This is a genomic window from Pontibacter deserti (assembly GCF_023630255.1).
GTDB classification, from domain to species: domain Bacteria; phylum Bacteroidota; class Bacteroidia; order Cytophagales; family Hymenobacteraceae; genus Pontibacter; species Pontibacter deserti.
In genome coordinates this window covers 461,115-481,615 of sequence record NZ_JALPRS010000001.1, presented here as the reverse complement: position 1 = coordinate 481,615, position 20,501 = coordinate 461,115, and the positions used below count along the sequence as shown (strand labels likewise).

General features: G+C 41.9%; 19 protein-coding genes and 1 tRNA gene. 10 read left to right on the top strand and 10 right to left on the bottom strand.

Annotated elements, in window-relative coordinates; all coding sequences use genetic code 11:
• Positions 1-134 precede the first annotated feature (134 nt).
• On the top strand, positions 135-1,412 hold the full coding sequence (locus MJ612_RS01980) for a peroxiredoxin family protein (RefSeq protein WP_250419021.1): 1,278 nt from the start codon (positions 135-137) through the stop codon (positions 1,410-1,412).
• 310 nt (positions 1,413-1,722) lie between these two features.
• On the opposite strand, the gene MJ612_RS01975 is transcribed toward MJ612_RS01980, so the two are convergent.
• The gene (locus MJ612_RS01975; RefSeq protein ID WP_187028942.1) at positions 1,723-2,346 is read right to left on the bottom strand and encodes a class I SAM-dependent methyltransferase; all 624 of its coding nucleotides are present in this window, start codon (positions 2,344-2,346) and stop codon (positions 1,723-1,725) included.
• A 117-nt stretch (positions 2,347-2,463) separates the two neighbouring features.
• Positions 2,464-3,441 carry a polyprenyl synthetase family protein gene (locus tag MJ612_RS01970; protein WP_187028940.1) on the bottom strand — a complete coding sequence of 326 codons (978 nt, stop codon included), beginning with the start codon at positions 3,439-3,441 and terminating at the stop codon, positions 2,464-2,466.
• Between the two features lie 332 nt (positions 3,442-3,773).
• On the opposite strand from MJ612_RS01970, the gene MJ612_RS01965 reads away from it, so the two are divergent.
• Positions 3,774-4,631 carry an alpha/beta hydrolase family protein gene (locus MJ612_RS01965; protein WP_187028938.1) on the top strand — a complete coding sequence of 286 codons (858 nt, stop codon included), beginning with the start codon at positions 3,774-3,776 and terminating at the stop codon, positions 4,629-4,631.
• Positions 4,624-5,115 carry a 2-amino-4-hydroxy-6-hydroxymethyldihydropteridine diphosphokinase gene (gene folK / locus MJ612_RS01960; protein ID WP_187028936.1) on the top strand — a complete coding sequence of 164 codons (492 nt, stop codon included), beginning with the start codon at positions 4,624-4,626 and terminating at the stop codon, positions 5,113-5,115. The genes MJ612_RS01965 and folK overlap by 8 nt, the downstream gene beginning before the upstream one ends.
• A gap of 4 nt (positions 5,116-5,119) precedes the next feature.
• Here folK and MJ612_RS01955 read toward each other — a convergent pair whose 3' ends face one another.
• The 3 genes from MJ612_RS01955 to MJ612_RS01945 form a co-directional block, all read right to left on the bottom strand.
• Positions 5,120-5,896, bottom strand: coding sequence for a TIGR02757 family protein (locus MJ612_RS01955; RefSeq protein WP_187028934.1), 777 nt, complete (start codon positions 5,894-5,896; stop codon positions 5,120-5,122).
• 110 nt (positions 5,897-6,006) lie between these two features.
• Positions 6,007-6,996, bottom strand: coding sequence for a septal ring lytic transglycosylase RlpA family protein (locus tag MJ612_RS01950; RefSeq protein WP_250419020.1), 990 nt, complete (start codon positions 6,994-6,996; stop codon positions 6,007-6,009).
• Positions 6,997-7,011: 15 nt separating this feature from the next.
• Complete coding sequence (locus tag MJ612_RS01945) at positions 7,012-7,848, bottom strand: DUF4905 domain-containing protein (RefSeq protein ID WP_250419019.1); 837 nt, start codon at positions 7,846-7,848, stop codon at positions 7,012-7,014.
• Positions 7,849-7,874: 26 nt separating this feature from the next.
• Between MJ612_RS01945 and MJ612_RS01940 the strand changes: the two genes are divergently transcribed.
• From MJ612_RS01940 to kdsB, 5 genes are all read left to right on the top strand, one after another.
• Positions 7,875-9,221, top strand: coding sequence for an NfeD family protein (locus MJ612_RS01940; protein ID WP_187028932.1), 1,347 nt, complete (start codon positions 7,875-7,877; stop codon positions 9,219-9,221).
• A gap of 155 nt (positions 9,222-9,376) precedes the next feature.
• Positions 9,377-9,655 (top strand): hypothetical protein, encoded by a 279-nt coding sequence (locus tag MJ612_RS01935; protein WP_187028930.1) that lies wholly within the window; start codon positions 9,377-9,379, stop codon positions 9,653-9,655.
• Positions 9,656-9,721: 66 nt separating this feature from the next.
• Complete coding sequence (locus MJ612_RS01930; RefSeq protein ID WP_187028928.1) at positions 9,722-10,048, top strand: hypothetical protein; 327 nt, start codon at positions 9,722-9,724, stop codon at positions 10,046-10,048.
• The gene (locus tag MJ612_RS01925; protein ID WP_187028926.1) at positions 10,048-10,755 is read left to right on the top strand and encodes a DNA alkylation repair protein; all 708 of its coding nucleotides are present in this window, start codon (positions 10,048-10,050) and stop codon (positions 10,753-10,755) included. Before MJ612_RS01930 ends, MJ612_RS01925 begins: the two co-directional genes overlap by 1 nt.
• Before the next feature lie 56 nt (positions 10,756-10,811).
• Positions 10,812-11,552 (top strand): 3-deoxy-manno-octulosonate cytidylyltransferase, encoded by a 741-nt coding sequence (gene kdsB, locus MJ612_RS01920; protein WP_187028924.1) that lies wholly within the window; start codon positions 10,812-10,814, stop codon positions 11,550-11,552.
• Positions 11,553-11,987: 435 nt separating this feature from the next.
• Here the strand turns inward: kdsB and MJ612_RS01915 are convergent, their stop codons facing one another.
• The 4 genes from MJ612_RS01915 to gap all read right to left on the bottom strand — a co-directional run bounded on the left by MJ612_RS01915 (position 11,988) and on the right by gap (position 15,361).
• On the bottom strand, positions 11,988-12,335 hold the full coding sequence (locus tag MJ612_RS01915; RefSeq protein ID WP_187028922.1) for a translation initiation factor: 348 nt from the start codon (positions 12,333-12,335) through the stop codon (positions 11,988-11,990).
• Between the two features lie 17 nt (positions 12,336-12,352).
• Positions 12,353-13,246 carry a diacylglycerol/lipid kinase family protein gene (locus MJ612_RS01910; protein WP_187028920.1) on the bottom strand — a complete coding sequence of 298 codons (894 nt, stop codon included), beginning with the start codon at positions 13,244-13,246 and terminating at the stop codon, positions 12,353-12,355.
• A gap of 99 nt (positions 13,247-13,345) precedes the next feature.
• A complete protein-coding gene (locus MJ612_RS01905; RefSeq protein ID WP_187028918.1) occupies positions 13,346-14,188 on the bottom strand; it encodes a universal stress protein in 843 nt (280 codons plus the stop codon).
• Positions 14,189-14,365: 177 nt separating this feature from the next.
• Positions 14,366-15,361: a type I glyceraldehyde-3-phosphate dehydrogenase gene (gap, locus tag MJ612_RS01900; RefSeq protein WP_187028916.1), complete on the bottom strand. Its 996-nt coding sequence runs from the start codon at positions 15,359-15,361 to the stop codon at positions 14,366-14,368.
• Positions 15,362-15,563: 202 nt separating this feature from the next.
• Between gap and MJ612_RS01895 the strand changes: the two genes are divergently transcribed.
• A tRNA-Glu gene (locus MJ612_RS01895) sits at positions 15,564-15,635 on the top strand.
• 249 nt (positions 15,636-15,884) lie between these two features.
• On the opposite strand, the gene MJ612_RS01890 is transcribed toward MJ612_RS01895, so the two are convergent.
• Positions 15,885-17,024, bottom strand: coding sequence for a hypothetical protein (locus MJ612_RS01890; protein WP_187028914.1), 1,140 nt, complete (start codon positions 17,022-17,024; stop codon positions 15,885-15,887).
• 607 nt (positions 17,025-17,631) lie between these two features.
• Between MJ612_RS01890 and MJ612_RS01885 the strand changes: the two genes are divergently transcribed.
• On the top strand, positions 17,632-20,016 hold the full coding sequence (locus MJ612_RS01885) for a DEAD/DEAH box helicase (RefSeq protein WP_187028912.1): 2,385 nt from the start codon (positions 17,632-17,634) through the stop codon (positions 20,014-20,016).
• Positions 20,017-20,501: the final 485 nt, after the last annotated feature.

The following is a 20,501-nucleotide window of genomic DNA, read 5'->3' as shown; positions in this document are numbered from 1 at the left end:
CGAAGTTCACAAATGTACGAAATCTATAGGCTATTCAGCAACATTAGACGTTATGAATATAACCTTTGGCCTATAAACAAGTATAGGCAGTCCCATGTTTGGCTTTTACGGATTTCCTACAGTAATTTTACCCCATGAAACGTACCTATTCTAATACTTCTGCAAGGCTTATTTTGTTATTTGCCCTGCTGTTAACGGTAGGATTTAGCTCCTGCCAGCAAAATAAAATGGACTCAACTTCCGCAACTATAAAACCGGGCACCTGGCGTGTTGCCCTGCAGCGTACCGATGGCAAAGAAATTCCGTTTACAATGGAGGCCAAGCAGCAGAACGACAGCACCGTTTTATACTTAGTAAATGGGGAAGAGCGCATACTTCTGGACGAGATTACCTCTGACGGCGATTCTGTAAAAATAAAGCTCCACATTTTTGATGCCGACCTGATAGCCAAAGTTGAGGATGATAAGATGGCCGGCCGCTTTGTACGCAACGACCTGGCTTACGCATATTCTCTTCCCTTCACAGCCGAGCATGGTAACAGCAACCGCTTTAAAGCTGAGCCAGCAAAGGCGGCCTATACTTACAATGGCAAATGGGATGTAGTGTTTACTGATAAAGAAGGTAAAAGCTACGATGCTGTTGGCGTTTTTGAGCAAGATGGGAATAATATTACAGGCACTTTCCTGACCGAGACCGGCGACTACCGCTATTTAGATGGACAAGTAGATGGCGACCAACTGAGCGTTTCTACTTTTGATGGAAACCATGCTTATTTGTTTACGGCTAAACCAACTGATGCCAACACGTTGAAAGGTGACTTTTATGCAGGCATGAATGGTTACGAAAGCTGGACCGCCAAGCGTAACGACAATGCCGCACTAGCCAATGCCGATTCACTTACGTTCCTGAAGCCGGGTTATGAGAATCTGGAGTTCAGTTTCCCGAGTATAGAGGGCGGCAAAAATATATCGCTTAGCGATGACAAGTATAAAGGCAAAGTGGTGATTGTGCAGTTGCTTGGCTCCTGGTGCCCGAACTGTATGGACGAAACTAAGTTCCTGGCCCCATACTATGCAAAGAACAAAGGCCGTGGCCTGGAAATAATTGGTTTAGGTTTTGAGCGCAGCCCCGAATTTGAAAAAGCTGCCCCACGTCTGCAGAAAATGAAAGATCGTTTTGACATTGGCTATGACCTTGTGGTAGCAGGTATCTCAGATAAAGAAGCAGCAGCCAAAGCATTGCCAGCCCTGAACCATGTACTCTCCTTCCCTACTACTATTTTTGTTGGCAGAGATGGCAAAGTACGCAAGATACACACTGGGTTCTCAGGCCCTGGCACCGGCAAATACTACGAAGACTGGGTAGCCGATTTTAATAAGACCATGGACCAGTTGTTAGCTGAGAAGATTTAATAGTTGATTGTTCGATCAATATAAAGTATAAAAAGGCCGTTGCTATTATAGTAACGGCCTTTTTTAATTGCAGCACCTAATCCAACCACCCCTAACCCCCCTTATCTAAGGCGGGGAGTCTGCTACTACTGCCTTCTATGCCAACATAGTCACTCAAGCAGCTGTTTCTTATTCTTATTTTTAACGGAGATTAAGCAGCAACTATAGACCTTCTGATTTTGCTGGAGTAAAGTCAGAACTCCCCGCCTGAGATAAGGAGGGGTTAGGGGTGGTTGGAATTACGGATGTGATGCTTCATCCAAAGCTATACTTATTTCGACTTCCGTAATCTTACCAACCTGAAAGTACCGTTTAAAGCAGCTGGCTCATTTAGTTCTATAGTTAAGGAAGTATGGCTTACTATAGCGCCAATACTGCGGTTAATATCTGAGAACAAGGCACTTGCAATTTGATTAAAGAACCTGCGAAGTATAGATGGTTGTTGCCCGTCCGGCAGAAATTTATCGAACACCATAACCGTGCCGCCCGGCTTTAAAACACGTTCCACTTCTTTAATGCAGGCAATTGGATCGGGTATGACAGCAAGTATAAGGTGCGCTATTACGGCATCAAAAGAATTATCAGCAAACTCCAGTTGCTGGCCATTCATCACTCGGGCATCTACAGGTATTCTTAGCTTCTCAGCTCGTTCCTGTAGTTTGGTTATCATGCCAGGTGTAATATCGATGGCAGTCAAGTTTGTATAGCCTTGCAGGTACGGCAGATCCAGGCCGGTGCCAGCGCCAAGTATAAGTATAGCATCATCGGGTTTAGCAGCTAAAAGTTCTACAGACCGTTTTCTATACTTCCGGAAGATTCTGTCGGCAATAAGGTCGTAGATGGGTAAGTATAAAGTATACCGCAGGCGGTTCCAGGTATTGGTGTTCAGGCTCATTTTTCATAGGTTATTTTGCGTTCACAAAACTATCCTACTTCATAGTTACCTACCTTACAAATTTATAGTTGAAGTTTACAGATTTTATGATTGTCAGAATCAGAAATCAACAATCAATTACTTCTCCCGCTCTATAGTATAAGCAATGAGTTGTTCCAATGAGGTACGTGAAGGAGATGGTGGGAAAGTATGAAGTATCTCCAGCGCTTCGGCGTGGTAGCGGTTCATCACTTCTATAGTATATTCAATGCCGCCTGATTGCTTCACAAAATCGATCACCTGCTGCACGCGTTTGTTGTCGCCGTTGTTGTTTTTCACGTTATAGATAACGCGGCGCTTTGTCAGCCAATCGGCTTGGCGTAGGGCGTGGATCAGCGGCAAGGTCATTTTCTTTTCCTTGATATCGATACCAACTGGCTTGCCTATCTCTGCGGTTCCGTAATCAAAAAGGTCGTCTTTAATCTGGAAGGCGATTCCTACTTTTTCGCCGAATAAACGGGCTTTCTCGATCTCATCTTTTGAGGCACCTGCCGAGGCAGCACCAACCGCACAGCAAGAGGCAATAAGCGATGCCGTTTTCTGACGGATAATGTCAAAGTATACGGCTTCGTCAATATCCAGGCGGCGGGCTTTTTCTATTTGCAGCAGCTCCCCTTCGCTCATCTCCTTCACCGCATTCGATACGATCTTGAGCAACTCAAAATCATCGTTCTGCAACGAAAGCAACAAGCCTTTTGAGAGCAGATAATCACCCACGAGCACGGCAATCTTGTTTTTCCAGAGGGCATTAACTGAGAAGAAACCACGTCTGTAATTGGCATCATCCACCACATCGTCGTGCACCAATGTAGCCGTATGCAGCAGCTCAATTAGAGCAGCACCACGGTAAGTAGCATCGGTAATGGTTTCGTGGTAGAGTTTAGCCGTGAAGAACACAAACATCGGGCGCATCTGTTTGCCTTTACGCTTCACGATGTAGCTCATGATTCGGTCCAGTAACAGCACCTTCGACTTCATGGAAGTCCGGAACTTCTTCTCGAAAAGCTCCATTTCGCCGGCAATTGGCGCTTGTATTTTATCTAGGGTGCTGCTCATGTGTTGGTGTTGCAATATTACTGCCTGCAATAGTGGTTTCCAAACCTGCAGTAGCAAAACGGGGTTTAATTGTTAAATTGCTACACAGATATTTTAAGGCGTTAGCTTATTTGAAAGTTACTAAAGTATAAAACAGCCTGTTTACCTTGTTTATAGTTTTTAGTATTGATTGGCTAAACTTTAAGTTTGGTTTATAGTTTCTTTAAGAAGTCTGATTAATGTATTTACAACTATTACCATAAGACGTTAACAAATAATCCTTTAAATATTTCAACAAACCATTATTTTAAGCCGTTTAAGCATCCTAAAAGCCATTTTAAATACCCTTACCTATGGCAGATACACTAAAAGTTGATTTCGTAGTTTATCCTGAACATGGAAGACCTTTCACCGCTGACGCCGTGTATGTACCATCCGGGAAACCTAAATCTATCGTAATCTTTACGCATGGCTTTAAAGGCTTTAAAGACTGGGGGCACTACAATTTGCTTGCGCAGTATTTTGCTGAGCGTAGCTTTGTGTTTGTTAAATTCAACTTTGCCTACAACGGCACTACTGTAGAGGATTATTCTGATTTGCATGACCTCGAAGCTTTTGGCAATAACAACTTCTGCCTGGAGCTCGACGACTTAAAAGCGCTGATAGACATGGTAGAGAATGTAGAAGGGCCGCTGCCTTACAAAGAGCTGGACCTGGAGCATATTTACCTGATCGGGCATAGCCGCGGGGGTGGCACCGTTATACTTAAAGCTGCGGAAGATACCCGAGTGAAAGCTGTGGCAACCTGGGCTGCGGTTAATAAATTTGACCAACGCTGGGATGAACTGGAAAATGACAAGTGGCAACGCGAAGGGGTGCAATGGATAACCAATGCCCGCACCGGCCTGAAAATGCCGATGTATTACCAGATAATGGAAAACTACTTAGCCAATAAACAGCGGCTGGAGATACCAAAGGTGATAAAGAACATGCGCCAGCCTTTACTTATATTGCACGGCGAAGAAGACGAAACACTGCCCGTACAAATGGCTCACGATCTGCAAAGCTGGAAACCCGACGCTGAAATGCATTTGTTGCCCGGCACTGACCACTCCTTTGGTGGCATGCACCCTTACGAAAAAAATGAATTACCGGAAGCAGCACGCGTAGCCGCAGACCTAAGTATAGCATTTTTCAGGAAACATGCCTAAACTATACCTGCTGCTAGGTGGTAACCTCGGCGACCGTACGTTATACTTACAACAGGCCCGCGAAAGTATAGCCGCGCAGGTGGGAAGTATAAAACAAGCTTCTGCTTTATACGAAACTGCAGCTTGGGGCAAAACAGACCAGCCAAGTTTCCTGAACCAGGTGCTGGAGGTAGAAACTATACTTGGCCCGGAGCAGGTATTGCAAACTATAAATACCATAGAGCATGACTTGGGGCGCGAACGCCTGGAGCACTGGGGAGCACGCGTGATCGATATCGATATCCTGTTCTACGACAACCTTGTTCAGCAAACGCAACGCCTGACAATACCACATCCGCAACTGCACCTGCGCCGTTTTACACTACTGCCTTTACAGGAAATAGCTCCCGGCTTAGTGCACCCGGTATTTCAGCAAAGTATAGCCGAGCTATTGCAACAATGCCCTGATGAACTGGAGGTAAAAAAGTATAAAAAAGAAGTATAGACTGCTAAAACTTTTCTTCCACACCTAAACCAAAGAGCGCATAATCATACTTAACAGGGTCTGTCGGGTCAAAGGTGCGAAGGTGGTCAGTCAGTTCTTCAGCGGTTTGCCAGTCCATTCCTTTGCGGGTTATCAGTCCAAGACGGCGGGCAACACGCTCTACATGCACATCGCAGGGGCAAACCAGGTCAGCGGGTTTCATAGTGTCCCATATCCCGAAATCTACGCCGTTGTTATCTTTTCGTACCATCCAGCGCAGGTACATATTTATTCTTTTACAGGCTGATTTCCGGGCTGGTGTAGAGATATGTTTCTTTGACCGATGCGGTGCCTCTTCCAGGCTAAACACCAGATCATGGAAATGTATCAGCCGCTCTCTTTGTGTTTTGATCTCGTTATTCTTGCCGGTAAAAGCTGTTTCAAGGCTATCGTGTTTGCTATAGTACCAGTTAAAGAAATGCAGAAAGTATAGCAGGTCGGTATCATTAAAAGTACGGTGCTTAAAACCTAAAAAGCGTGTCAGGTCCTGCTCCTGGTGATGAAGTATAAAATCGTGCGGTGCATTATCCATCAGGTTCATGAGCTTTACGCAGTTATTAATGATGGTCTTACGCTGTCCCCACGCCAGAATCGAAGCAAAGAATCCGCTTATCTCAATGTCCTGCTTTTTAGTGAACCTATGTGGTATAGATACCGGATCGTTTGGGATGAAATTGGGCTGGTTATACTTCTCCACCCGGTCATCCAGCAGGGCTTTTATAGCGGCAATATCTTGCTTCATTGGTTTTGATTTCTGTAACTGAAGTATACGGGTACTTTAAAAGTAGTTACTTTAAACAAAAAAGCCTGAACATTGCTGCTCAGGCTTTAAAGTATAAATCCAGACCGTAATTACGGCATATACGATACTTCTACTCTGAACTTTTGATCAACAGCACCCAGCTTCTGGTAAGCCTTTTTAGAGATACGAACCACTACATTGCTGTTAGCGCCTGTCTCAGGTAATTTACCAATTACACGCACATACACTACCTGGCCGTTCATCGCATTCTTTACCTGCATAATGGTACCAACCGGGGCTGATTTATGCAGTGCCAGGTATTTGTTGGTATCTGCCTTCGGATCAATCATTTCAGCCATGCCATTTTCAATCACCTTCTTAACGCCGGCAGCAGTTTCGGTTGTGCCAGCTTCTTCTTCGCGCTCACTTACTGTAGTTGTGGCAACAGGCGTTGTAGTTGTAGCTGGAGCAGGCTCCGTTTTGGCTGGTGTTGTAGTTTTGGTTGATGTCGCTGGTTTAGTAGCAGGAGTTGCGGCAACAGGCTTTTCAACCTCGTCGTCGGCTTCTGGCACATACACCGGCTTGCTGGCAGTTGGCACAGCCCCTTTGCCCACAATTAGCTCCGTACCAATTTCGATCTCGTTAGATGCCAGTTTATTCCAGCTTTTAATATTGTCTACTGATATGCCATGCATGCGCGAAATGCTGTAAAGCGTTTGTCTGGCTTCTACCTTATGTAGCTTTTCGCCTTTTGCATTTACAGTAAAGGTGCGGTTGCTGGCAGCAGGTGCAGCTGGCTTAGTTGTTGCAGCATTAACAGCAGCTGATAATGGTGCCTTGCTAGGAATTAGCACTACCTGGCCAATTTTTATACTTGCCTCCACTGCAGGGTTAGACTCTACGATCTGGGCAACAGGCACGCCATACTTGCGCGATAAGGCATAAAGGGTTTCTTTTGGTTCTACCTTGTGCTTCACAAAAAACTTTCCATTGCGGCGCTCTACTCCTACTGAGTCGCGCAGGGCAGTAAGGTTAAAGGCCGAGGCCGAAAATGATAGTACAGGAGATAATAAAAGAACTAGTAAAAGTATGCGTACCATGGGCTAAAAGGTAAACTATGAAAGACTATATACAACTAAAATGTTTCGTTGCTGAATAAAGTATAAATTGTGGTTAAAGATAATAAAAGTATCTGAACCTATGCCACTTAATCCGTGTGCAATACGTTGGCGCAACTGCAATTCACCGTTCAAGTCAAACACACTCAACAGGTTATCTAATTTTCCGTCTGCTGTTTCGGTATAAAAGCTTACCAGAATATATTGTTCAGTCTCAGCGTATTCTATTCCCTTCACGGGTTTAACCTGCAGCTGATGTTCCAGAAAATCCTGCACTTGCGTAAAATATGGCTCCCCTTCCAGGAACAGCATCGGGTATACACACGCTTTCGTTCGCTCAATATTATATTCTGCTACCGAATTTGCACCGCCTACCAGTGACACGTTTTCAGAAAGTATAGTTCCGGTTTGCGAGTCCAGTAAGTATAATTTCTGATCCTGTAAATCTAAAGCCAAAATTCCATCAGCGCTTACACCATAAAAAGCCAGTTCGGGTTGTTGCCATTGCAGTTTTCCTTCTTCGGCAGTGTAGGCCATTATGCCTTTGTGCTGCCCTGTTTGTCGGTCGCCATAGCTATGTAACAGCAACAGTCCTTCGTGTACATCCTCCAGGCCCAGCCACCAGTTTTTAGCTCCCGGTAATGGCAGTTTTTTAAGCTTATTATGCGTGAGCTCTAAAGTATAAAAATCTGCTAATAACAAATCCGCATCACGCACTTCCAGGGCCAGCCGGTTAGCTGCAGCATCCAGTCGCATACGCCACACAGGCGCTCCAAAGTCGTATGTATAAAGTAGTGGAAGTATAACTCTTAACTTTTTACTATATTCAACCAAAATGGCACAGTATCAGCCCCAAATGTATGAAATCTGACTCAAAACGTTGGCATTTTGCTTTGTTGTATCTGCTCCCGATCTTTTTGTTGCTGCCTGTTACTGGCTGGGCACAAAAACAGAAAGTACTGGTGATGGAGATAAAATCAGAGATAGACCCGCGCACCAACCGCTATACCGAGCTGGCCCTGAACCATGCCACCGAAATAAAAGCTGACCACGTACTGCTGATACTCGATACATTTGGCGGTGCCCTGAACGATGCCGATGAGATGCGCAAGCGCATACTGGAATATCCAAAACCAATGTATGTGTTCATTAATAAAAATGCGGCCTCGGCGGGTGCACTGATCTCAATGGCCTGCGACAGTATTTATATGGCTCCGGGTGCCAACATTGGAGCGGCAACTGTTGTAGGCGCAAACGGCGAGGCTGCTCCGGGTAAATACCAAAGTTACATGCGTTCTATTATGCGTTCTACTGCCGAAGCCCAGGGCCGAAACCCGCACCTGGCGGAAGCAATGGTAGAGGCCAGCGTTGATAGTACTTTATCCGCGGGCCAGGTACTTACACTTACCACATCCGAAGCTATAAAGCATGGCTTTTGCGACGGTGTAGCCACCAACATAGAGCAGGTACTGCAACAGGTAAATTTGCAGGATGCTGAAGTAGTAACCTATGAACTGAGCACCACCAACAAGATCATTTCCTTTTTCCTGAATCCGTTTGTAAGTGGTATACTTTTACTGCTGATCATCGGGGGCTTATACTATGAGTTGCAGGCTCTGGGTATTGGTTTTCCGTTGGCAACAGCCGTAGTGGCAGGTATTTTATACTTAACGCCTTATTACCTGAACGGCCTGGCCGAGAACTGGGAAATATTACTGTTTATTGCCGGGCTTATACTTATTGGCGTGGAGGTACTGGTAATTCCGGGGTTTGGCATTGCGGGCATCAGCGGCATTATACTGGTGTTTGTATCACTTTTGCTCATCATGGTTAATAACCAGAACTTCGACTTTACATTTGTGCCATCCAGCGCCTTAATGCAGAGCCTGATTTCAGTAGTGTTAGGTATGGTTGGCGCTGTAGTTTTAGTTGCGCTAACCTGGAGCCGCTTTGCTGCCAGCCGAACCATGAAGCGCGTGGTATTGCAAAATACATTTCAGGGTTCGGAAGGTTACCGGTCTTCGGCAGACGCTTCTCACCTGGTAGGTAAAACAGGTATTGCCCACACCCGTATGGCACCTACTGGCCGTGTATTGATAGATGATACCTTATATGATGCCCAGGCCCGCGAAGGATATATTGAAAAAGGCGAAACAGTGGAAGTGATAGACCACAGCACTTTTGCCCTGCGCGTAAAGAAAGCCTGACTATGAGTTAAATGATCATAGGATTAAGGTATATTTAAACCCATTCAACTCTTAACCTTTAAATTCACTAACCACAAGCATTTATGAGATTATCCTTATTGACTACACTATTATTTTCAGCATCTGTTTTAATTACATCCTGTTCAAAAAAAGCTATGAACTCAGAAAACCAAGCTATCACAAAAGAAGCGCAACTAGAGTGGTCCGGGGAATATATGGTGGATGGATGCGGCTTTAAACTGACCATTGACGGCAAAGATTATAAACCGGAAGACGAAGCTGTAATTGGCGACGAGTTTAAACAGGAAGAAGCAACTGTACCTGTAAAAGTAACCTACACTGAAACCGGTGAAATGATAGATCGTCGCTGCGGCCTATCTACACAGGATCGCTCTATGCCAGGCATCCGCATCGTTTCTATAGAAAGACTGTAAACTATATTTTGTAATAGCTTGCAACTTCAGTGGCCTTTCGTGGGTCCTGTGTTAAACTGCTATTTTATGAAACTAAGACTACTCTTTTTTGCTTTTAGCCTGCTCTTCCTGATATCCTGCGATGATGAAGAAAACGAAGATGTGCAGATGCTGGATGCAACTATAACCTGGACAGGAAAATATGAAACCGATGGATGTGGTTACATTATCTCTACAGGAGATCGGTACCCGAGGCATAAACCTATAAATGAATCTGCTATTCCGGAATCTTATAGAACTGGCGAACCTATTGCTGTTAGACTTTCAATAATCAATTATAAGAAGAATGCTATCTCTTGCATGATGGGCAGACAGTATAACCAGATCATGATTCTAAAGATCCATCGCAGGTAATGACGGTTCAGGAAGTACTGCTGCACCTGGAAACCCTTGGCGACCAACAAACCAAAAGAACCTGGCTGAAGCATGGTGCACAGGAACCTTTCTTCGGTGTAAAAGTTGGTGACCTGAAGCCTATCCAAAAGAGGCTGAAGAAGAACTATAACCTGGCCAAAGAGCTGTATGCCACTGGTAACTCTGATGCCATGTACCTGGCCGGATTGATTGCCGACGAAAAAGCTATGACCAAAGAAGACCTGCAGGATTGGGCTGAACAGGCAAACTGGTATATGCTCAGCGAGTATACAGTTGCGTGGGTAGCCTCTGAAAGCAACTATGGTTTAGAACTGGCAAAGGAATGGATACAGTCTGATGACGAAAGAATTGCTACTACCGGTTGGGCTACGCTATCGAGTTTGGCAAGTATAAAAGGGGATTCTGAACTGGACCTGGAGTACCTTACCAGCCAATTGGACCATGTAGCGCAAGCTATACACAGCAGCCCGAACCGTGTGCGCTACACCATGAACGGATTTGTAATTGCGATGGGTTGCTTTATACCTACCCTTACTGCAAAAGCCAAAGAAGTAGCCAAAACTATTGGCAAAGTACAGGTAGATATGGGTGGTACAGCCTGCAAAACTCCGGAAGCTTATACTTACATCGAGAAAGTAGAGCAAATGGGACGCACTGGTAAAAAGAAGAAAACTGCCCGCTGCTAACCTTAAATAAACCGGGTACTTCCGTATATTTGAGCCTGCACTTACAAGTAGAAACTATGGACGTACTCGGCATCATTCCAGCCCGCTTTGCATCAACCCGTTTTCCGGGTAAACCTCTTACCGATATCAATGGCAAAACTATGATCCGTCGGGTTTATGAGCAGGCATCTGCGTCGGGCTTAGCTGAAGTTATAGTTGCCACCGACGATGACCGTATTTATGAGCATGTACTGGAATTTGGCGGAAAAGCTGTAATGACTGCAGAGCATCACCAGAGTGGCACCGACCGATGTTTTGAAGCGTACAAACTGCACGACAAGCCTTACGAGTATATCATTAACATACAAGGCGACGAGCCATTTATCAAACCTGAGCAGATAGACCTTGTTGCCAGCTGTTTTACACGCCCAAATACGCAACTGGCTACGCTGGTTAAAAAGATAACAACCGAAGAAGAGCTGTTTAATGTTAATGCCCCAAAGGTAGTACTTAGCAAGTCTGGGGATGCGTTATACTTCAGCCGCCAAGCTATACCTTACTGCCGCAACGTGCCACAGGATATCTGGCATAAACAACATACTTATTATAAACACATCGGCATTTACGGTTATAGAGCTGATATACTGGAGCAGATCACACAACTACCGCCTTCTGGTTTAGAGTTGGCTGAGTCTTTAGAACAATTGCGCTGGCTGGAAAACGGCTTTAAGATCACCACTGCCCTGACTGAGTTTGAAACCATAGGTATAGACTCACCGGAAGATTTGGAGAAAGTGCAGGGCTTGTTTAATGAGTAAAGAAGAATAATTAATTAAGATAGCCTTGTAGTAATTCTCCTAAAATTGTTCCTCCGAAAAGAAGAATATATATGTAGATTCCTCCGAAAAAGAGGAGAAACGGAAGAACTATAAACATCCATATTCTCAAGAAATTGTTTAGCTTGTTAAGCATTCCAAACTTGTTGGTATAGTAACTATAATCCTTTCTTTAATAACGTAGATAAGTATAAAATAAGGCTAAAATACCCGCTATAATTAGGTAACTCACTGAGAGCTTTTTATCTATAACCCCTGCTCTTTTCAAGGAACCTTCAAGATAAATAAAGACTAATGCAATTAGACTGAACTGAAGGAAAGCAATGTACATATAAGTTCTAATAGCTGGAGAATCATTTTTAGCCTTATATGCTTTAAACATTCTATAGTACAAGTATTCAAAAACTATCACTCCAATCACCCACCTACTCTCTTTGCCTTATAGCCTGCTGCTTGCAAGGTTTGCAACACTTTATCCCTGAAATCACCCTGGATTAGGATCTCACCGTCTTTAGCGGATCCGCCTACGCCACATTTATTCTTCAGCATTTTTCCTAGTTCTTTCAGATCATCGTCTGAGCCAACAAAGCCTTCTACTAAGGTTACCTGCTTACCACCACGCGACTTCTTATCCAGCATCACTTTCAGGTTTTGCTGCTGTGGCGGGAGCGTTTCTGCTTCATGCTCCTGCTCGTACTGATAGTTGAAATCGGAATTTGTAGAATATACTACTCCCTGGCGGCCTTTCTTATTTTTATCACTCATGGTTTCTTAGTCTATACTTATACTTTGCCCTTAGGTATCAGCACCTTTAACGACTCCGGTTTCAGGTTAACTTCAAAGTGGCTGGTTTTGCCTTTAAACTCTCCGTCTGCATGAAACATCATTGGTTCTTCTGTTTCGACCCTTATATGTTTCGTTTTAAAATATTCTGCGCTCTGCACATTTGCCAGTTGTTTTGTCAGCATGCAGTAGCTTAGGTTAATAGCTTTAATAAAATCCAGTTGGCGCACCAGGCATACATCCAATAAACCATCCCGTATATCGGCAAGTGGTGCAATGTATGCGTTGTTACCATACTGGGCAGCATTGGCAAAAGCCATCACAAAACAATCTGTTTGCATTTCAAGCTCATTAAGCCATACTTTAACAGGCAGGTGTTTATAAGTGCGTACTTCTTTTAGCACCAACTCCACATATGTTTTTAATCCACGGCGCTTATTACCAGCAAACACTGAACTGATATACGCATCAAAACCTATACCTGCTGTGGTGAAAAAGGGAATATCATTGATCGTACCACTGTCTATTACCGATATTTCTCCTGTGTTCAGCACTTTAATGGCATTATTCAGGTTCAGGGGTAGTTGCAGGTGCCTTGCCAAACCATTACCCGAGCCTTTTGGAAGTATACCTAAAGCTGTATTTGTGTGTAGCAGTCCCCGTGCAACTTCGTTTACAGTACCATCTCCCCCCACAGCCACTACAGCTGTGTAATTGCTGGCAGCAGCAGTTGCAGCAAGCTCCGTAGCATGTCCGGCATAATCAGTATAAACTATATCATGGTCGAGTTTGCCGTGATCTAAGTATAGTTTAATACGGGCGGCTACATCAACCTTGCTCCTGGTACCGGAAACAGGATTAATGATAAACCGAATGCGCGGACGTGTACTCATGCTGTATAGTAAGTATAAGTACAAAAGTAACCTTTACTGCTGTAAACAAAAAGCCCGGCCATACAAGTATAACCGGGCTTTTGAGTATAAAACTATAGTTTAAATGTGATACGTCAGCACCGGTCGGCTGGTATGGTTAACCAGGTCCTCGGCTATACTTCCGCTCAACAGGTGAGAAAGGCCTGTACGCCCATGCGTAGCCATCATAATCATATCGGCATTGATATCCTCAGCAAAATGCAGTATGCCATCTTCTTCTATGGTATCGTTATACACATTTATGGTATAGTTACGCAGGTCGTACTTTTCGGCGGCATGAGCCAGTTTGCTGCGCAGGTTTGTACTTGACTCAAATGCGCCTGGTGTATTGATGTATACCAAGTGTACCCGGGCATCAAAAAGCTGTTGAAAGAACTTAAAAGAATCCATGGCTTTACCAACTTCCCGCCTGAAATCAGAAGCAAGAACTATCTCTTTTATTTCAAAGTCAGGCTGGTGTCTCTTTATAGTTAGCACCGGACAATTTGCCGTGCGCACTACCTTTTCTGTATTAGACCCGATGAGGAATTCATCCATGCCACTAGAACCCTTCGATCCCATTACAATCAGATCAACCTTATCATCCGCCACTACACGCTTAATCTTACCAACAATACTATCTACATCAACCTCCTGCACCACTTCCACACCACTATGGTTAACCTTGTTCAGTAGTAGGGACATTCTGCTTTTTGTACTTTCCAGCAGGCGCACTATGTATAATTGCTCCATATTATCGTGGTAAGTTACATCACCGGTAGCACTAAAACCGATTGAGCGCGGCATATCAATTACATGCAGCAGCTTAATGGCAGCTCCGGTTCTACGGGCAATATTTACAGCAACTTCAAAAGCGTATTGTGCCTGTTCCGAAAAGTCTGTAGGTACAAGTATGCGTCTCATGGTGTTTGTAGTTAGTGGTTTAAAGGATTTATTGATCTCAAAGGTATACCTGGTTAACTGGCTAAAGTATGATATATATCAATTTAATAATTTATTTCTATCATCTGTACATATACGCATATAAAAAACGGAAGCCCACCTGTTGGCGGGCTTCCGTTTACTAAAAATTTTACAGAATTACTGTCCTAACTTTGCAATCAGGTCAGCGGCTCTGTTAGAGTAACCAGTTTCATTATCGTACCAGCCTACTACTTTTACAAGTGTTTCGTTAGCTGATGTCATCTCTGCATCAAAGATACAAGAGTGCGGGTTACCTACGATATCAATAGAAACGATGGGATCCTCAGTATACTCCAGGATACCTTTCATTTCACCTTCAGCAGCCTTTTTAAGCGCTGCGTTGATTTCTTCTTTTGTTGCAGGCTTCTTCAACACAACTGTTAAGTCGGTTAAAGAGCCATCCGGAACTGGAACACGCATGGCAACACCATCCAGTTTACCTTTAAGGTGTGGTAATACAAGACCTACGGCCTTAGCTGCACCAGTTGATGTTGGGATGATAGAGTAAGAAGCAGCACGTGCTCTTCTCAGGTCGCTGTGAGGCGCATCCTGTAGGTTCTGGTCAGAAGTATACGCATGCACAGTAGTGATGTAGCCCTTCTCAATACCAAATGTATCATCCAGCACTTTTGCCATTGGCGCAAGGCAGTTAGTGGTACAAGATGCGTTAGAAACGATCTTCTCATCACCAGTAAGGATGTCTTCGTTTACACCAAGTACTACTGTAGGGATGTTACCTTTTGCAGGAGCAGAGATAACTACTTTTTTAGCACCAGCCTCAATATGTCCGCCAGCACCCTGCTCGTCTACGAAACGACCAGTTGATTCCAGCACTACATCCACGCCAAGCTCTTTCCAAGGCAGGTTCTTTGGCTCACGCTCAGCAGTAATTCTGATCTCACGACCATTTACGATAATGCCATTTTCAGTGGCTTCTACTGTACCATCAAACTTGCCATGCACAGAGTCATATTTTAGCAGGTGGGCAAGAGTTTTGGTATTAGTAAGGTCATTGATAGCTACTACTTCTACATTCTCTTTTTGGAGCAGTGCCTTAAAAGTAAGTCTACCGATACGGCCAAAACCGTTAATTGCAACTTTAATTTTAGACATGGTATCTATATTTGGTAAGATGTATATTTAATGTGGTGCGAAGTTACGTATTCGCTAAAAGGAAAACCAATATTTTTTTCTCCCCTGAATACGAATACTTTACACTTTGTTTCGTTTTTTTTTGAGCTAAATGTTTTGCAAAACATTTTTGTAGCCTATATTTGCATCGTCAATCAGGAATGAGTGACACAAAATACATAACGGTCCGTTCGTCTAGGGGTTAGGACTTCAGATTTTCATTCTGGCAACAGGGGTTCGATTCCCCTACGGACTACTTAGTAAAGCTTAAAAACCCGCTTATTTCGATAAATAAGCGGGTTTTTTGTTTCTAGAGTAACAGAAAAGTAACAAAATTGTTTTTATAGGCTGTTACTCTTATCCTTTTCGAACTATGACTTAAATAAATGAAGAGCATACTTATTATGCTTTTCATTTCGCACGAAAAGAATGTCCTATAACTAATAATCCCTCTATTGTGGTAGAGGGATTATTAGTTATAGGAAGTATTAACTTATTACATAAGTTAGGAATGTGTCGGCACTTTCTTAATACTCACATTTGGTTGTTTGTATACCTTCTCCTCATATCTTGGTGTTACTATTGGCTGCTTTATTTGCTTAGTTTGGTATGTCTTTTTCTGTACTACTGCAACAAACTTCACATCAACATTTATATCGTTGTATACATTGTCATTATGGAGCCCAAGGTAAAATGTGCCTTGCAAGGGAGCTTCTTTTCTGCCATATCCCGAAACCCCATTGCCTTGATCAAAAAATCGCCAACCCTTAGCATCATGGTTGTGCCAAAACATTTCAGCATTTGCTTGATCTTGGAAAAAGTAATAAGCAACATTACTTCCTGCATTACCTGTGGGTAGGAAAGCGAACTGGTTAAGTGCTAGCCCAATTAACGGATTACCTGTAGCATTAGCCACACCACCAAGTGCTTTCATATATTTAGCCTTATTAGCTTCGAATGCATTATGGCCTTCTTGACCTACTCCTATCCAATATGCCCAAGCAACTACTTCACGAGATTCAAGCTCAGTATTATAATTCCGAGGCATTGTAATTGTAAGAAGTGATTCGCTTGCTTTACCCATGGTCATCTGAGCAGCCACCTGTTCTTTTTTGTTAAAAAGTTCCTCAACTAGAGTCTCTGTATTTACAAGTTCTCTTACATTGACCATCTTATAAGTAGTATCCTGTCCAACAAGTTCTTTCTTTTTGACAATAGCATAAGTGGTATCAGCTACTTCTTTCCAATTGATATTTGGATTGAACCCCAGAGCTTTATCATTTACAGGAACTCTACTAATTTTTACTGAGCCAACACGCTGACCTAAAGCTGAATTGATAAACCTAAAGATGTAAATCCCCCTTTTGTTTATCTTTATGGTCTTGGTCAACTCTTTAACTTCATAGCCAGAGTATTTCACATTTGAAGGATACTCTACAATTTCAATCTGCTTTATACTTTTTTTACTAAAGTCTTGGTAGTTGAATTTCAACTCATCTCCCTCTTCAAAACCGTAATATAATTCCGTAGTCTCTAGGCCAGGAACTTTAACTGATAAATCAGCTACTTCTACTGGACTTAACTGTGCAAGTAGCACTTTGGGGATGATCAACAGAAATGAAATAATTGTAAAAGTTGCTTTCATATTTTATCAAATTAATAACTCAAATCTAGCAACTTCTCATAACATATGATATATTATATGTTGATTTGTTATGATTGAATGCAAATATTTTTTTAATCTTCAGCAAAGAAAAAGATACTAACTACCAATAGCTGGTCTCAAAGAAGCAGTCAATAATAATTTATCAACAGAATCTATTACACCTTCTTCCCTAGTGCTATCCTTACTAACTATGTTCTCTGTTTATAAATATTACAGGACAATCACGTTTAGTTATCTAAGGAGTAAAAAATTAAATAAAACATGTAGAACCACTCTAAGCTAGCCATAAGCTATCCAGATATATTAGTACATTTCTTTGTTAAACTCTGCGTTCATTATAGTAAGAAGCTATGACATTACTATTATAATCTTCTGATATTTCAGTGCTACTACTTTATTATTACCTAGCTGTAAAGCTACTGTTGAATCACCTTTAAACCATTAAACTCAAAAAAAATAAAAGCTATTCCCAACCTTTCTTTTAAAGACAATAAAAAATAGCATAAATTTGAGATAACAATAATGTAAGGCTGGAGTTTAGGTAATACTTCTGCCTGACTATTGACATTTTATTTAAGGTTGGAAGATGGAAGTAGAGGAGATAAGAAATACTTGTATTGATAGTGCTGATAAGTATTTAAAGTACCTAGAACTACATAAAAAAGGGGTTCAGGAAGTAAGTGTCTTTGATCTGGAAATAAATTCTAAAAAGGATTTGTACATTAAGCTTAGGCTTTCGGCAAAGTTATTCGATACAGAATCCATTTTTTTTAAAGTCAAAGCCAATTTATTTGATACAACTCAAGTAAAAGTAGTAGAGTATAACTCTGACAAAAACCTTCTTCTAGTCAAGCCTAATAAAGAGCTTCAGACTGTTTTTAGATTTATAAAAGCAGGTGATCTATTTGTAGTGTCTGATTTAAAATTTTTAGTCCGAAGGGTTAAGGTTTGGTATGAAAAAAATGGGAATGGTATCGGTTTGCCACAAAAGGCTTCAGTATTAAAAAATAGCTCCAATCAAATCAAGTTTTTGCCAGGATTAGAGCCATCACAAAACCAAAAAGCAGCTCTGTCCAATATCTTTCATAACCCTTTCTCCTATATTTGGGGAGCGCCAGGCACCGGTAAAACTCAATTCGTACTCTCCTACGCAATTCTGCACTATATTTTAAATAATAAACGAGTTGCCATATTAGCACCTACCAATAATGCTCTTGAGCAGGTTCTAAGAGGCGTAATTAAAATGTTGGACAAAGCTAAGGTAGAGAGAACGCAAGTTCTGAGGCTTGGAACACCTTCAAAAAATTTTGCTGAAGATTATCCTGATGTATGTGAACAGAAGGGAGTACAAAAAAAGCTAGAAGAAATTGACAATCAGATAAGCTTATTTGAAAGGGTAATTGCATATGAGCAAAACAGACAAGCACTTGAAAAAGCAAAAGAAAGCTTACCCCTCTTCAACAAGTTCAAAAAATACAAAAACAAAAAGCAGAAGTCACAAAGTAATTTCGAAAACGCTACTCTAAAACGCAAATCTATTGAGATAGCTATACACAGACAAGAAGAAACATTAAGCAAAGTAGATAAAGAAAGAATAGCCCTTAAAGCCTCTGTAAATTCATTTACAAATAAGCTTTACAAGTTTTTCTCCTCAGGACCTACCACAACAGAGCAAAAGTTAGAACGAGCTGAGGTTAGAACACAACAGGCTATAAGTACTCTGATTTCTTTAAAGGATTCATTACAGCCACAGCTACAGGCTATTAACCAATACACCAATGAATTAAAAGGTGTAGAGGAAAGTATAACTGAGCTAAAAGAAATCATTTTTGAAAAGTTAGAGAAGCAGATAAATCTATTAGCAGTGGCAAGCCATGTAAATGAAAATAATTACATAGCTGTTAAAGACCAATTTGAAGAAGCTTTGGAAGAGGAGCTGAAACAAGTAGAAGTTGATAGCCAATTTTTATCTGATTACCAACATTATTCTGAGGATCAAATCAACAGTACTTTAGCTAGACTTAACAATGAGCGTGAAAAGATTGCAGCATTCTCTACTGAACAAAGATTAAAGGAGGTAAAAGTAATTGCATGTACCCTGGATAGCTATATCGGAAATTTTCATGATAAAAAGCTAGACGTGTCACATATCTTTCTGGATGAGGCTGGGTATGCGAATGTTATCAAGGCACTAACGCTATTTCATAATAAAGTACCAATTACCTTCTTAGGTGACCATAAACAGCTGCCTCCTGTTTGTGAGATCAATGACAGTGACATTGAAAAGAATCCTGATTATAAGAATGTCTTTATTTGGGCTCAATCAGCCATTTTTGTAGAATCTTTGTTTCTACAAAGTAAGGATCAGGCATTACTTGACTATTTTGATAACAAAGATCTCAGTTGCTCTGCCATGGAACGCTCTCAGCTTAGTGAGACTTTTCGTTTTGGCAGATCTCTAGCAAAAGTTTTAGCACATCACGTTTATGCCGACTCTTTCACATCCTCTGTGGATCAAGGAGATACACAAATCCTTTTTGTGGATGCCAAAAAGGTCGATGCTTTTAAAAGCAGAACCAGCAAAAATGAGGTGGAGGCAATTACACAAATCGTGAGTCAACTGGTGAAGGCTCAGGAAGAGAACTTCGTAATTCTTACACCTTACTCTAAGCAGTTAAAGCTTTTAGGTCAGCGCTTGCCTCAACAACGAAACGATCTCAAGTTATCAACGGTACATGGATCACAAGGAAAGGAATGGCATACTGTTATTCTAAGTGTGGTTGATACAAATGATATGTGGTTCGTTGATTCCAAAAAACCTATATCGAAAGGGCTCAACTTAGTGAACACAGCCGTTAGTAGAGCTCAGAAGCAGCTAATAATAGTGTGTGATAAAGAATTTTGGTCAGGCCAATCCGGTCAACTAATTACAGATTTGATTGCTGCAGGAAATCCTTTAAGTATGAATTAAGGCATTTGCAATCGGTATTCATTTCATCTAATTTCTGTTGAAACAAACGAATAGAGGAAGTTGAGCTTAATAGATTAGCCGTTATGCTCATCTTTCAACTTTCAGTAGCTTACATACTTTAAGCCAGGCTTTAGCCAAATGTAGATAGTTTGACTATCCTGATCAAAGTCAGGTTGAACTTGCTCGACATGGAAGTGGGCAATGTTTAAATGTGCTTTAAAAAACGATAGCTCAATATCTTCTCCTATCCTAGGTACTACCGGCATATAGTCTACTTTCACATGGGGTGACTCATTTCCCCAAAATTCTCTGATGTAAAACACATAGCTAACTTTCTGAAAAGAAAGAGTTAGTCTGGAATCATGATCTAAAACTAGATCGGTATAAAACTTTAAAATATAATCCCGGACTTTATTATACTTTAAACACTTCGCTGAACTAATTCTTTAATAGAAGGCAACGGCTTACTTTCTACATAATAATAA

Coding starts and splice junctions, on each gene's coding strand:
- MJ612_RS01915 (WP_187028922.1), bottom strand. CDS start 12,335: ATGAGTGATAAAAATAAGAAAGGCCGCCAGGGAGTAGTATATTCTACA.
- MJ612_RS01970 (WP_187028940.1), bottom strand. CDS start 3,441: ATGAGCAGCACCCTAGATAAAATACAAGCGCCAATTGCCGGCGAAATG.
- MJ612_RS01935 (WP_187028930.1), top strand. CDS start 9,377: ATGAACTCAGAAAACCAAGCTATCACAAAAGAAGCGCAACTAGAGTGG.
- MJ612_RS01965 (WP_187028938.1), top strand. CDS start 3,774: ATGGCAGATACACTAAAAGTTGATTTCGTAGTTTATCCTGAACATGGA.
- folK (WP_187028936.1), top strand. CDS start 4,624: ATGCCTAAACTATACCTGCTGCTAGGTGGTAACCTCGGCGACCGTACG.
- MJ612_RS01930 (WP_187028928.1), top strand. CDS start 9,722: ATGAAACTAAGACTACTCTTTTTTGCTTTTAGCCTGCTCTTCCTGATA.
- MJ612_RS01910 (WP_187028920.1), bottom strand. CDS start 13,246: ATGAGTACACGTCCGCGCATTCGGTTTATCATTAATCCTGTTTCCGGT.
- MJ612_RS01955 (WP_187028934.1), bottom strand. CDS start 5,896: ATGAAGCAAGATATTGCCGCTATAAAAGCCCTGCTGGATGACCGGGTG.
- MJ612_RS01885 (WP_187028912.1), top strand. CDS start 17,632: ATGGAAGTAGAGGAGATAAGAAATACTTGTATTGATAGTGCTGATAAG.
- MJ612_RS01950 (WP_250419020.1), bottom strand. CDS start 6,996: ATGGTACGCATACTTTTACTAGTTCTTTTATTATCTCCTGTACTATCA.
- MJ612_RS01890 (WP_187028914.1), bottom strand. CDS start 17,024: ATGAAAGCAACTTTTACAATTATTTCATTTCTGTTGATCATCCCCAAA.
- gap (WP_187028916.1), bottom strand. CDS start 15,361: ATGTCTAAAATTAAAGTTGCAATTAACGGTTTTGGCCGTATCGGTAGA.
- kdsB (WP_187028924.1), top strand. CDS start 10,812: ATGGACGTACTCGGCATCATTCCAGCCCGCTTTGCATCAACCCGTTTT.
- MJ612_RS01940 (WP_187028932.1), top strand. CDS start 7,875: ATGAAATCTGACTCAAAACGTTGGCATTTTGCTTTGTTGTATCTGCTC.
- MJ612_RS01905 (WP_187028918.1), bottom strand. CDS start 14,188: ATGAGACGCATACTTGTACCTACAGACTTTTCGGAACAGGCACAATAC.
- MJ612_RS01975 (WP_187028942.1), bottom strand. CDS start 2,346: ATGAGCCTGAACACCAATACCTGGAACCGCCTGCGGTATACTTTATAC.
- MJ612_RS01980 (WP_250419021.1), top strand. CDS start 135: ATGAAACGTACCTATTCTAATACTTCTGCAAGGCTTATTTTGTTATTT.
- MJ612_RS01925 (WP_187028926.1), top strand. CDS start 10,048: ATGACGGTTCAGGAAGTACTGCTGCACCTGGAAACCCTTGGCGACCAA.